This is a genomic window from Pyxidicoccus sp. M15, assembly GCF_056858435.1.
On the sequence record NZ_CM166495.1, the window covers coordinates 10528918 to 10541201 of the forward strand.

Consider the following 12284-nt stretch of genomic DNA (forward strand, 5'->3'; position numbering starts at 1 on the left):
GGCAGCGGGAGCGGGCGGGCCTGCGTGTGCCGGAAAGGCCCGCCTCATGGCGAGGGCAGCACCGGGCACAGCAGCACCACCCGCTCCGGCTCGACTCGCTCGAACGCGTAGCCCTTCCCGAGCAGCGCGCAGAGCAGGCGGAAGGTCTCCGCCGGAGGCGCCCCGTGCCGGGCGACGACGTCGGCCGCGTCCGAGCGCCAGCGCACGTTGGCGCCGACGATGGCCCGCACGGCCCAGGCCAGCACCCGCGAGAGCACCTCCAGCCGGTCCGGGCCCTCCCGCAGCGGGGGCCCATGGGGGTAGGGCCCCGCGTGCCGGTACACCTCCGTGCGAGACACGGGCCGCCAGACGATGCGCACCCGTCCCGTCACGCCACACAGCGCGGCCAGCTCCCGCGCAACCTCTTCCGCCTCCACCAGGCCGGCCTCGTCGGAGCACAGACACGCCACGTCGAGCGGCGTCTCCGGCGCGTCCAGCTCCTCTCCCCTCGTGGAGAGGAAGCGCCGCCCGGACCCGTCCGCCAGCCACGCAGCGGGCGCGAGCGCGCTCCACGCCGAGCGGGCGCTCCGCGGCGCAGCGGCTCCGTGGGGGCCCGGGCGCCCCTTGAAGAGGTTGCGCAGCGCGCGCCCCGCGGTGCCCTCCGCCAGCAGCGCCTCCGCCCGCGCGGGCGGAACATCGAGCCCCCGGGCAACACACTCCACCAGCCGGGGGCGCTCGGGCACCAGCAGCCGCGAGGTGAGCGCCTCCCACTCCCCGTCCGCCCACCCGGCCTCGCGCGTGTCCGCGAGCGGGTCCTCGGAGAAGCGGGCCAGGTCCTCCGGAATCGAGCCGCCCGCCCCCCACCACCCGCTCCGGCTCCGCGAGAGGGCCTCGAGCACGACGGCGTCCGAGACCTGGCGCCGGTGGTGGTGCACGAGCCGGCTGCGCGGCCCCAGCACGGAGACGTACTGCCCGCTGCCTCGCACCGGGCCGGTGAGGAACGTGCGCTCCCAGCCATCTCCCGAGTACGGCCGTCCCACGTACACGAGCGAGCCCGGCGCGAAGTAGCGCGTGCCACGCACCTCGCGGCCGCGGTCCTCGTAGATGAGGTCCCTCACGTACGCCGCGAGCGCGAAGTGCGGAGGAGGCAGCGGAATGGACGGCTTCATCGTGCTCGGACGGTGGAGTGTACTCCGGGCAGGCGGGCGGACCCGCCCCGCCGCGGGAGCCGGTGCCGCCCCACGCCAGCCTCCTGGGTATCGATGGACTCGGGGTCCTGTCAGCCCATGTACGCGGCCTTCGGCTATCCTCGGGTCCACTTGGACGAGGGGTTCTCAGAATGAAGCGAGCAGTGCTTGGAGTGGTGGCGGCCCTCATGCTGGCCGCATGCGCGAGTGCCGAGAAGGCGGGAGACCGCGCGGCCGCCGTGGGTGACTGGAAGAGCGCGTACTCGGCGTACCGCCAGGCGCTGGCGAACGAGCCGGACAGCGCGGAGCTGAAGGCGAAGTACGAGCAGGCCCGCGAGCAGGCGCTCCAGGACGCCCAGAAGCGCGCGCAGACGTGCGCGCAGGTGGAGGACTGGAACTGCGCCCTGGCCGAGTCCGACTTCGCGCTCTCCATCGACGGCGGCAACGCGGACCTCGCCTCCTTCCGCATGCGCGCGGCGAACCGCGTGGCGATGGGAATGCTGGACGGGGCGGCCGAGCACGCGCGCAGCGGCCACTTCCCCGAGGCCGCCAACGACCTGCAGCGGGCCACGCAGCTGTCGCAGACCCCGGAGGTGAAGGGTCGCTCCGACGAGGTGCGGCGCCTCATCGTCTCCGGCGGGCGCGCCCGGGCGGAGGGCTACCGGCAGGAGCGCAACCTCATCGCGGCGAACGAGCTGGCGCAGCTCGTGGCCGGGCTGGACGGCTCGCTGGCCGGCTGGGCGCAGGGCATCGCCGCCGAGTACGAGCAGTGGGTCACCTTCGAGTACGAGCGGCTGGCGCGCGAGGGTGACGACGCGCGGATGCACCATGACTGGGTGGCCGCGCAGGAGCGCTATCGCGCGGCGCTGAGCCTGCGGCAGGGTGGCCGGGCGGCGCCGCTGGAGGAGTACGTGCGCCACGTCGGCGAGGGTGAGCGGCAGCTCGCCAACCGCGACTGGTTCCGGGCCGCGGATGCCTACCGCGGCGCGGTGCGCACCGGGCAGGATGACGGCTATGCCGCGCGTCAGCTGGAGCTCGCGGAGCCCAGGCCCTACCGCGTCGCGCTGCGCTCGCTGCTGGTGGTGCCCGCGCGTCCGGACGGCAATGCCTGGGTGGGCGCGGCCAGCCCCCTCTTCGCGCGCGTCGCCCAGAAGCTGGTGTCGCTGGCGGAGCGCCGGGGCATGTCGGACGTGGTGATGGAGCTGGCGATGACCATTCCCCCGGAGAACCAGCCGCGGCTGCGCGTCGAGGCGGTGCTCCCGGACGGCCTGCGCCTGACGACGCCCCCGCAGCACGGCATCTACATGGGCTACGACGCCGAGTTCGTCATCCTGGGCAACGCCTTCGACGAGGCGCCCGTCACCTTCCAGGTGTACATCGACGACTTCCGCGGCACCGAGCTGGTGGGCGCGGTGGACGTGCCGGTGCGGGAGCTGGTCGCGCAGCGCAACCACTCGCTCAAGGGCCGCTCGGTCCTCGCGCTGAAGCTGGCGACGTCTACCGGTGAGGGCCGTGCGCCGGGCACCATGCAGGGCATGGCGCGCGTGGAGCCCATGCCGCCTCCCGGCGCGCCGCCCCCGCCGGGGCATGTCGCCACCCCGGTTCCCTGAAGCAGCCCGTGAGCCCGCCCCGCTTCACGTCAGGGGCGGGCCCCACGGCAGGGCCGCTCAGTCGTACGTGACGATGAGCGAGCCGTCCGAGTAGCCGCCCCTGGCGCCGAAGACCTCGACGTAGAACCTGCCCGGCTCGGCGCCATTCAGGTCGCAGTTCTCCGTGCTGTGCTCCTTCATGCCGCGGCAGTCATAGGCGCTCGGAGTCGGCGCCGCGGCGCGCTGCACGTAGAGGTCCGCGTTCCCCGAGCCCGTGAGCCGGGCGTGGACGTTGCGGGTGCCGCCGTCCCCGCGCTCCGGAATCTGGACGGTGAAGACCTTTGACGAGCCCGCGGCGCCGGCCAGGCCCGTGACTTCCACACCGGGCTGGAGCACCACGTAGCCGCCCTCCCACGTCACCTTCAGCGTCACGTTGGAGTACGCGCTGAAGCCGTTGACCATCGCCCACCAGGAGCCCTGGGCAGGCGCCGGGAAGAGGCACTCCTCCTCGTTGCCCGACCTGTAGGGGCGGCAGTCATAGCTGGTGGTCGTCGGGGCGTTGTTGAACCGCACGTACAGGTCCGCGTCACCCGTGCCGCCGGTGAGGGTGTACTTCAGGTTCCTCACGCCCTCGGGGACCGTCGTGAAGAAATAGAACTTCCTTCCCTGCGTACCGGAGAGCTGGACGGGGAGGTCCTTCTCCAGCTCACTGTCCGGCGGGATGTGGGGGACGCCCACCTTCACGGCCATCCAGGACCGGCTGACCGAGGTGAGGGTCTCCGAGTCGTAGCCGAGCTGGAACGCGGCCTGCTCCGTGGCGACCTTCGCGGCCTCGAAGTTGGAGGACGGCAGCAGGAGGTCCACGTTCGCCTTGTAGAAGATGCGCGCGGCCTTCTCGATGCCGATGCCCGTCACGGGCAGCTGGTTGGGGACGCGCGGGTGCACGCCGCCCTGCGACAGCAGGTAGAAGGCCAGGTTGGGGATGCCCGAGCTGAAGTGCACGTCCGTGCCCGAGGTGTAGTCGCTGTAGACGTCCAGCGAGACGCCATCCAGCTTGGGGTTGTGCATGTAGCGGATGGCGTCCCCGGGGATGTCGGGCGTGTAGATGTCCTCGCCGAACAGCCACGTGTTGGCATCCACGACCTTGCCCTTGCTGTGCCACTCGCACACGGCGCCGAAGATGTCGGAGATGGACTCGTTCAGGCCTCCGGACTCTCCGGAGTAGATGAGGTCCGACTCGGTGGCCGTCACGCCGTGGGTCACCTCGTGCGCCATCACGTCCACGGCGCGGGCCAGCAGGGCGGGCGTCACCCCGCCGCCATCGCCCATCACCAGCTGGGTGCCGTCCCAGAAGATGTTCACGTAGTGGGTGCGCTGGTACACGGTGCTGATGAGCATCGCGCCCGCGTTGTCATACGAGTCGCGGCCGAAGAGCTCGTTGTAGCAACGGTAGACGGTGCCCAGGTGGTCATAAGCGATGTTGACCAGGGGGTTGGCGACGGGCGGCTCGCCCTCGTTGCGGCTCGGACCGCCATTGCCGTCGTAGACGCGGCGATTCAGCGCGGTCTGGACATGCGAGAGGCGCTCGAACACGTCGCCATTGCGCGCGTTGACGAGGACCGAGTCGTCCAGGGGGCCGCCATCCGCGTCCGTGCCCCGGATGCGAACCTCGTACGCCAGCACGAGCTGGTCGCCGTCGCGCCAGTAGACGAGCCGGGGCGTGCCCGTGGCGGTGGCGTCGGGCGGAGAGGACCGGTCCACCCTCGCCGCGGTGACGGCCGCCTCGGCGGAGATGGTGGGCCGCTCCGTCGCGGCCAGGTCGCCGCGGGCGTTGGTGTTCACCGCGAAGACCGCGCCGTCGCGCGCGTGCAGGCGCAGCTCCGCGCCCAGCACGTCGATGCCGTGGCGCCGCACGCCGTAGCGGAAGTGCGCGTCCCCGTCGAAGCCGACGTAGGCCTTCTTGAGATAGAGGTCACCCGGGCTGAGCCGGAACAGCGGCGCCACGCGCTCCACCACGGGGAGCAGCTGGGCGGCCTGGACGGAGTGGACCGCGCCCGCCTCGGTGGGCGCGGCGCCCAGCGGGCCGTTGATGAAGGTGGGAACGCCGTCCGGCTCGAACCCCACCACCTGGAGCCCGTCCAGGCGGGCGGTGGCGGACTGCTTCGCCGCCGCTTCCGGGGGTCTTCCCGAGGGTGTGGCCTCCGTGCAGGCACCCGCCATCAAAGACAGCAACGAAATGCCCAGGACACCGCGCAATCGCTTCTCAACCATGCATCCCCCTTCGGACAGGCGTGAAGGGGTTGATGCTGGCGCCGGAGATGTCTGAATTGCAAGGACATCCCGGTTGCAACGACATGCGGGTTTCAATCTACATATCAACCTGTTTGGATTGACACGACGCGGCGCAAGCCCACCTCAGTCGATGAGGTCCTTCAACGCCCCAGGTCCTCCAGCACCGCCTCCGCCGCGCGCCGGCCGGAGCCCAGCGCTCCGTCGATGGAGCTGTTGTCCCGGTGGTCCCCGCAGACATAGAGGCCCGGCGACAGTCGCACCGTGCGGCGCGGCGGCTCCAGCGCGGCCGGAGGCTGCGCGGGCAGCGCGTTGGGAATGACATACGTGCGCAGGTGCCGCCATTCGGACACGGCATTGCCGAACCAGCCCGTCAGCTCCTCCCGTGCGCGCGCCTGCAGGGCCTCCGCGTCCAGCTTCCCGTCCAGCACCGACACGGACACGAGCGCCTGGCCCGCGGGCGCATAGGCCGGTGACACCTCGCTCATCACCGCCACGTTGTTCACCACGCCGCGCCCCTCGCCGTTGAGCACCAGCCACGGCCCCTGCACCGGCGGCTCCGGCGCGGCGAAATACAGACACGTCACGCGGTTCGTCGGGTGCGGAGGCAGGCCGGGCAGCAGCGCCAGCGCGCCCGCCGCGTCCGCCGCCACCACCACCGCCTTGGCCGGAATCGTCTCGCCATCCGCCAGCCGCACGCGGTGGCCCCACGCGTCCGCCACCGGCGCGCGCAGCCGCAGCACGCCCGCGGGCAGCCGCGCGGCGAGCTGCTCGGGGATGGCGCCCATGCCCCGCTCCGGCACCACCGTGTCGCCGGTGGAGAACATGCGGAAGACGAACTCCAGGAAGCGGCTCGACGTGGTCAGCTCGCGCTCCAGGAAGATGCCGGCGAAGAACGGCCGCAGGAAGCCCTCCCGCATGTCCTCCGTGAAGCCCAGCTCCTCCAGGTACTTCAGCGAGGAGCGCTGGGGCCGCTGCCACAAGTCCTGCAGCTCACCGGACACCACCGCCTGCCGCAGCTCCAGCACGCGCAGCTTGTCCCCGAAGGTGCCGGGCCCGCCGAACAGGTGCGACAGCGCCTCCACCGGCCGCCGCAACGGGTCCGTCACGGTGTGCAGCCTGCCGCCTCGCCACACCTTTGCACCTGGGATGAACCGCCGCAGCGCGAGCGCCCGGTGCTCCAGCACCTGCCGTCCCTCCGGATAGGCGGTGAGATACACCTGGAAGCCCCGGTCCAGCAGGAAGCCCTCGTGGGTATCCGTGCGGACCCTGCCTCCGGGTGCGTCCCCAGCGTCCAGCAGCAACACCTTCAGCCGGGCGGAGACGAGCGCCCGGGTGCATGCCAGCCCGGCCAGTCCCGCTCCCACCACGATGACGTCCAGGTTCGACACGCGCGCGCCCTCCCACATCCACGCCACAAACCTTTCACCCTGGCTTGATAACCCCGTCGGGCACAAGTGAGACTCCTGGCCGGTTGCGGGCAACGGACACTTGTGGCTGAACATCGTCAGGCTGCCCGTTAGCCTGGACAGCCGGTGCTGGCGCTTCGCCGGCACCTTCACTCGGAGAGAGAGCAGGAACCCCCATGTTGATCGTGATGCGACCCGACGCGACGGCCCAGGACATCGAGCGTGTGAACGACGAGATCCGCCGTCGTGGTTGGCAACCGCACGCGATTCCAGGGGGCACCCGCACTGCCATCGGCATCACCGGCAACCCGGGCGCCGTCGAGCCGGAGCCCTTCCGTGTCCTCCCTGGCGTCGCGGATGCCGTGGCCATCTCCCAGCCGTTCAAGCTCGTCAGCCGCGAGGTGAAGCCGGACAACACGCAGCTGGACATCGGCGGGCTCACCATCGGCGGCGCGGCGTTCCACGTCATCGCCGGCCCCTGCTCGGTGGAGTCGCGCGAGCAGATTCTCTCCACCGCGCACGCGGTGAAGAAGGCGGGCGCCACCATGCTGCGCGGCGGCGCGTTCAAGCCCCGCACCAGCCCCTACGAGTTCCAGGGCCTCAAGGGTGACGGCCTCGCGCTGCTCGCCGAGGCGCGCAAGGAGACGGGCCTGCTCGTCACCACCGAGGTGAAGGACACCGCCACGCTGGACGCGGTGGCCGAGCACACGGACATCCTCCAGATTGGCGCGCGCAACATGCAGAACTTCAGCCTCCTGGAGGCGGTGGGCGAGCGCCGCAAGCCGGTGCTGCTCAAGCGCGGCATGAGCGCCACCATCAAGGAGCTGCTGATGGCGGCCGAGTACATCGTCGCCCGCGGCAACACGCAGGTCATCCTCTGCGAGCGCGGCATCCGCACCTTCGAGACGATGACGCGCAACACGCTGGACCTCAACGCGGTGCCCATGCTCAAGGCGCTCTCGCACCTGCCCGTCTTCGTGGACCCCTCGCACGGCATCGGCGTGCGCAAGGCGGTGCCGGCGATGATGCGCGCGGCGACGGCGGTGGGCGCGGACGGCATCATCGTCGAGGTCCACCCGGATCCGCCGCGCGCCAAGTCGGACGGCGCCCAGTCGCTGGACTTCTCCGAGTTCGAGAAGTCCATGAACGAGGTCCGCGCCATCGCCCAGGCGATGGGCCGCGAAGTCGTGAGACTGGGATAGGCCATGACGCTCAAGGATGCGCTGGGCAAGGTGGTAGGCCGGCGCGACCTCACCCGCGAGGAGATGGCCCGCATCATGGGCCTGATGCTCGCGGGAGAGGCGTCGCCTGCCCAGGTGGGCGCGCTCGCGACGGCGCTCAAGATGAAGGGCGAGACGGAGGATGAAATCCTCGGCGCGGCGGAGGCCATGCGGGCCTGCGCGGCGAAGCTCGCTCCGAAGGCGGAGGTGGTGCTCGACACGTGCGGTACGGGCGGTGACGGGGCGCACACCTTCAACATCTCCACCGCGGTGGCCTTCGTGGCCGCCGGGGCGGGGGTGACGGTGGCCAAGCACGGCAACCGCGCCGTCTCCAGCCGCTGCGGCAGCGCGGACGTGCTGGCGGCGCTGGGCGTCTCCATGGAGCGCCCGCACGAGCGCGTGGCGCGGGACATCGACGAGCACGGGGTGGGCTTCCTCTTCGCGCCCTCGCACCACAGTGCGCTCAAGCACGTGGCGCAGGCACGCAGGGACTTGGGCTTCCACAGCGTGTTCAACCTGCTGGGCCCGCTGACCAACCCGGCCGGCGCGCGCTACCAGCTTTTGGGCACCTTCGACGGCAGGCGCGTGGAGCAGACTGCGCGCGTGCTGGGGCGCCTGGGCAGCCGCCGCGCGTGGGTGGTGCACGGCGACGACGGGCTGGATGAAATCTCGCCCTGTTCGCCCACGCAGGTGGCGGAGCTGCGTGAGGACGGCACCGTGCGGACCTTCACGGTGACACCTCAGGACGCGGGGCTGGAGGTCGTGTCCCGCGAGGCCATCGCCGGCGGCGACGCGGAGGAGAACGCGCAGCGGCTGCGCTCGCTGCTGGACGGAGAGCGCTCCGGGCTGCGCACGGCGGTGCTGCTCAACGCGGCGGCGGCGCTGGTGGTGGTGGGCCTGGTGACGGACCTGCTCGAGGGCGTGCGGAAGGCGGAGCACGCCATCGACTCGGGTGCGGCGCTGCGCAAGCTGAACGCGCTCATCCACGGGGCCGCGTCGTGAGCGGCGCACAGCGGGAAGGGCCGGCGTCCTCCGGGACGCTGGACGTCATCATGGCGCGCAAGCGCCGGGAGCTGGCCGAGCGTCCGCCGATGGCGCCGCCCGTGCGTCCGGCGCCGCGCGACTTCGCCGGGGCCCTGGTGGCGAAGGTGCCGGGGCGGCCGGTGAGCGTCATCGCGGAGGTGAAGCGCAAGAGTCCCTCGGGCGGTGCGTTTCCGCACGCGGACGTGGTGGCGGTGGCCCGGGCCTACGAGGCGGCGGGCGCCAGCGCCATCAGCGTGCTGACGGACGGGCCGGACTTCGGCGGGAGCCTGGAGGACCTGGTGGCGGTACGGGCGGCGGTGTCCGTCCCAGTGCTGCGCAAGGACTTCCTGGTGGCCGCGCGCGACGTGGTGGACAGCGCGGCGTGGGGCGCGGACGCGGTGCTGCTCATCGCGGACGCACTGGAGGACGGCGAGCTGCGGGAGATGCTGGCCGCCGCGCGCGAGGTGCGGGTGGCCGCGCTGGTGGAGGCGCACACGGAGGCGCACGCCGAGCGCGCGCTGGCCGCGGGCGCGGAGCTGGTGGGCATCAACAACCGCAACCTCGCGACGCTGAAGACGGACACGGGCACGGCGCTGCGGGTGATGCCGCGGCTGCGCTCGCGCTCCCGGGCGCTGGTGGCGGAGAGCGGGCTCAAGTCGCTCGCGGACCTGCTGGCGGCGCGCGAGGCGGGCGCGGACTCGGTGCTGGTGGGCGAGTCGCTGCTGCGCGAGGCGGACCCCGGACGGGCGCTGAGGCGGTTGCTCGGCACGGAGGGCTCCGTATGAGCGTCCGGGTGGGCAACGGAGTCCGGGCGGGCACGAACGCGGCTCATCGGCGCCAAGCGCCTCGCATGGGTATCCGGGTGGAAGGGGCGGAGCGCGGAAGGCTCCTGAAGCCGCGGCCCTGCGCGGAGGGCTCCGTATGAGCGTCCGCGTGAAGGTCTGCGGCGTCACCCGGCTGGAGGACGCGCGGGCCGCGTGGGATGCGGGCGTGGACGCGCTCGGCCTCAACTTCTACGCGAAGTCACCCCGCTGCGTGGACCTGGGCACGGCGACGCGGCTGGCGGCCACCCGGCCTCCGCTGGGCGCGGTGGTGGGCGTGTTCGTCAACGCGCCCGCCGACGAGGTCCGCGCGAAGGTGCGCGAGTGCGGCCTCACGGCGGTGCAGCTCCACGGGGACGAGCCACCGGAGGCCTGCCTGGGCTACGGCGTGCCGGTCATCAAGGCGCTGCGCGTGCGCGGCCCGGAAGACGTGGCGAATGCTCGGCGGTACGTGGGCGTGGGGGACGTGGCGGGGTTGCTGCTGGACGGGGCGGCTCCGGGGTATGGCGGCGGGGGCGTCGGCTTCGACTGGTCGCTGGTGGCCTCGCTGTCCGGCTGTGGCGTGCCCGTGCTGGTGGCGGGAGGCCTGAAGCCGTCCAACGTGGCCGAGGCGGTGCGGGCGACGCGGCCGTACGGTGTGGATGTGGCCAGTGGGGTGGAGTCGGCCCCTGGCATCAAGGACCTGGACGCGGTGCGCGCCTTCGTGCGGCTCGCGAAGTCCATCAACCTCTGGGAGTGAGAGATGACCACGGAGACTACCGTCGGACGCTTCGGGCGCTATGGCGGGCGCTACGTGCCGGAGACGCTGGTGCCGGCGCTGCTGGAGCTGGAAGAGGCCTACGCCAAGGCGAGCGCGGATCCGTCTTTTGGCGAGGAAGTCGCGCGGGTGCTGAAGGAGTTCGTCGGCCGGCCCACGGTGCTGACGCCCGCGCGGCGGCTCACCGAGGCGTGGGGCGGCGCGCACGTGTGGCTCAAGCGCGAGGACCTGGCGCACACGGGCGCGCACAAAATCAACAACACCGTGGGCCAGGTGCTGCTGGCCAAGAGGATGGGGAAGAAGCGCATCATCGCGGAGACGGGCGCGGGCCAGCACGGCGTGGCCACGGCCACCGCGTGCGCGCTCTTCGGCCTGCCCTGCGAGGTGTACATGGGCGCGCTGGACGTGGAGCGCCAGTCGCTCAACGTCTTCCGCATGCGCGCGCTGGGCGCGGTGGTGAAGCCGGTGGAGTCGGGCTCGCGCACGCTGAAGGACGCGATGAACGAGGCCATGCGCACGTGGGTGTCGCAGGTGGCGGACACGCACTACGTCATCGGCAGCGCGGCGGGGCCGCACCCCTACCCCACGGTGGTGCGCGACTTCCAGTCGGTCATCGGCAAGGAATTGCGCACGCAGGCGCAGGCGGCCTTCGGGAAGCTGCCGGATGCCATCATCGCGTGCGTGGGCGGCGGCTCGAATGCGATTGGCGTGCTGCACCCGTTCATCGGTGACAAGGACGTGCGGCTGGTGGGCGTGGAGGCCGGAGGCCACGGCTTGCAGTCCGGGCAGCACGGCGCGTCGCTGACGCTGGGGACGGAGGGCGTGCTGCACGGCTCGCGCTCGCTGGTGCTCCAGGATGAGCACGGACAGATTCAGGAGGCGCACAGCATCTCCGCCGGCCTGGACTACCCGGGCGTGGGGCCGGAGCTGGCGCACCTGGCGAAGACGGGGCGGATGGAGGTGCGCACCGCCACGGACGACGAGGCATTGGCGGCCTTCTACGAGGTGGCGCGCACGGAGGGCATCCTCCCCGCGCTGGAGACGTCACACGCCTTCGCGCGCGGCAAGGAGCTGGCGCGCGAGCTGGGCAAGGGCAAGCACCTGGTCATCAACTGCTCGGGCCGCGGTGACAAGGACGTGGCGACCATTTCCGCGCGGGGCGTGCCGCCGCCGGTGGGGGTGAAGTCGTGAGCGGAGAGATTGCGCAGGCGTTCGCGAAGGCGAAGGCGCGCGGTGAGGGCGTCCTGGTGGCGTACGCCATGGCGGGAGACCCGGACCTGCCGCGCTCGGTGGATGTGTTCGCCGCGCTGGTGGAGGGTGGCGCGGACATCATCGAAATCGGCGTGGCGTTCAGCGACCCGATTGCCGACGGCCCCGTCATCCAGGGCGCGTCCGAGCGGGCGCTGAAGGCCGGCTCCACGCTCAAGCGCGTGCTGGACGAGGTGGTGCCGGAAGTCCGCAGGCGCTGCCCGGGGACGCCGCTGGTCATCATGACGTACGTCAACGTCATCATGGCCATGGGCGAGGAGCGCTTCGCGAAGCTGGCGCGCGAGAAGGGCGTGTCGGGCGCGATTCTCCCGGACCTGCCGCCCGAGGAGAGCGCGGGCTTGAGGGCCACGTTCGACGCGGCGGGCGTGGACCTGATTCCACTGTGCGCGCCCACCACCCCGAAGGCCCGGGCGGAGGCGATTGCCCGTGACGGGCGGGGCTTCGTCTACTGCGTGTCCGTGTCGGGCGTGACGGGCATGCGGGCGGAATTGCCGGCGGACCTGTCGCAGCGGCTGGACGTGGTGCGCAAGGCGTCTCCGGTGCCGGTGGTGGCGGGCTTCGGCATCTCCACGGCGAAGCAGGCGCGCACGCTGTCGGCGCACGCGGACGGCGTGGTGGTGGGCAGTGCGCTGGTGCGCGCGGCGCACTCGGACGGGCCGGGCGCGGCGAAGGCGCTCTGCGCGGACATCAAGCGCGGCCTCAAGCGCTGAGCGGTGGACGGAGGGCGGGGCTCCCCTGCCC

General features: G+C 72.1%; 10 protein-coding genes. 7 read left to right on the forward strand and 3 right to left on the reverse strand.

What is annotated here, in order from left to right; genetic code table 11:
- Positions 1-44 precede the first annotated feature (44 nt).
- Positions 45-1148 (reverse strand): hypothetical protein, encoded by a 1104-nt coding sequence (locus ACX9TP_RS38895; RefSeq protein WP_482975726.1) that lies wholly within the window; start codon positions 1146-1148, stop codon positions 45-47.
- A 170-nt stretch (positions 1149-1318) separates the two neighbouring features.
- Between ACX9TP_RS38895 and ACX9TP_RS38900 the strand changes: the two genes are divergently transcribed.
- Positions 1319-2776, forward strand: a complete 1458-nt coding sequence (locus ACX9TP_RS38900) for a hypothetical protein (protein WP_482975727.1) — start codon at positions 1319-1321, stop codon at positions 2774-2776.
- Positions 2777-2833: 57 nt separating this feature from the next.
- Here ACX9TP_RS38900 and ACX9TP_RS38905 read toward each other — a convergent pair whose 3' ends face one another.
- Positions 2834-5026: a M4 family metallopeptidase gene (locus tag ACX9TP_RS38905; protein WP_482975728.1), complete on the reverse strand. Its 2193-nt coding sequence runs from the start codon at positions 5024-5026 to the stop codon at positions 2834-2836.
- 161 nt (positions 5027-5187) lie between these two features.
- Positions 5188-6435, reverse strand: coding sequence for an NAD(P)/FAD-dependent oxidoreductase (locus ACX9TP_RS38910; RefSeq protein ID WP_482975729.1), 1248 nt, complete (start codon positions 6433-6435; stop codon positions 5188-5190).
- Positions 6436-6629: 194 nt separating this feature from the next.
- Here ACX9TP_RS38910 and aroF point away from each other — a divergent pair, with 194 nt between their 5' ends.
- From aroF to trpA, 6 genes are all read left to right on the forward strand, one after another.
- Positions 6630-7655, forward strand: a complete 1026-nt coding sequence (gene aroF, locus ACX9TP_RS38915; RefSeq protein ID WP_267859900.1) for a 3-deoxy-7-phosphoheptulonate synthase — start codon at positions 6630-6632, stop codon at positions 7653-7655.
- A gap of 3 nt (positions 7656-7658) precedes the next feature.
- Entirely contained in the window at positions 7659-8675 is a 1017-nt protein-coding gene (trpD, locus tag ACX9TP_RS38920) for an anthranilate phosphoribosyltransferase (protein WP_482975730.1), read from the forward strand.
- A gap of 50 nt (positions 8676-8725) precedes the next feature.
- Complete coding sequence (locus tag ACX9TP_RS38925; protein ID WP_482982287.1) at positions 8726-9481, forward strand: indole-3-glycerol phosphate synthase TrpC; 756 nt, start codon at positions 8726-8728, stop codon at positions 9479-9481.
- Positions 9482-9617: 136 nt separating this feature from the next.
- Positions 9618-10256, forward strand: coding sequence for a phosphoribosylanthranilate isomerase (locus ACX9TP_RS38930; protein ID WP_482975731.1), 639 nt, complete (start codon positions 9618-9620; stop codon positions 10254-10256).
- Positions 10257-10259: 3 nt separating this feature from the next.
- On the forward strand, positions 10260-11465 hold the full coding sequence (trpB, locus tag ACX9TP_RS38935) for a tryptophan synthase subunit beta (RefSeq protein ID WP_482975732.1): 1206 nt from the start codon (positions 10260-10262) through the stop codon (positions 11463-11465).
- The gene (trpA, locus tag ACX9TP_RS38940; protein ID WP_482975733.1) at positions 11462-12253 is read left to right on the forward strand and encodes a tryptophan synthase subunit alpha; all 792 of its coding nucleotides are present in this window, start codon (positions 11462-11464) and stop codon (positions 12251-12253) included. The genes trpB and trpA overlap by 4 nt, the downstream gene beginning before the upstream one ends.
- Positions 12254-12284 lie beyond the last annotated feature (31 nt).